This is a genomic window from Sedimentibacter sp. B4 (genome assembly GCF_000309315.1).
GTDB lineage: Bacteria > Bacillota > Clostridia > Tissierellales > Sedimentibacteraceae > Sedimentibacter > Sedimentibacter saalensis.
This window is the reverse complement of record NZ_CANG01000858.1, coordinates 1-225: the sequence shown is the minus strand read 5'-3', so window position 1 is coordinate 225 and position 225 is coordinate 1. Positions and strand designations below refer to the sequence as shown.

Here is a 225-nt window from a genome sequence, read left to right as displayed (position 1 = left end):
GAGGCCAGGACCAGTGCCACAGCAAGCTCGGCCGTGCCGGTCGAGTGAACACCGCGCCCGTTGCACAGGGTGACGTGCTCCGGGATCAGCGGCAGCGCGTGCTCGAAGCCCGCCGACGGCAGTAGCACGTGGCGCAGGTTCGGCAGGTCGTGGAGTCGCTTCCAGCGGTCGGGCTGAACCCAGTAGTGGCCGATCTGAACGACGCCGACCCGGGCGGCAACCGCC

The 225-nt window shown here is 70.2% G+C and carries 1 pseudogene; it reads right to left on the bottom strand.

Annotation, left to right across the window (positions count from 1 at the left end):
* Window positions 1-225: pseudogene (locus tag BN358_RS27070) on the bottom strand (dihydrofolate reductase); the annotation flags it as partial.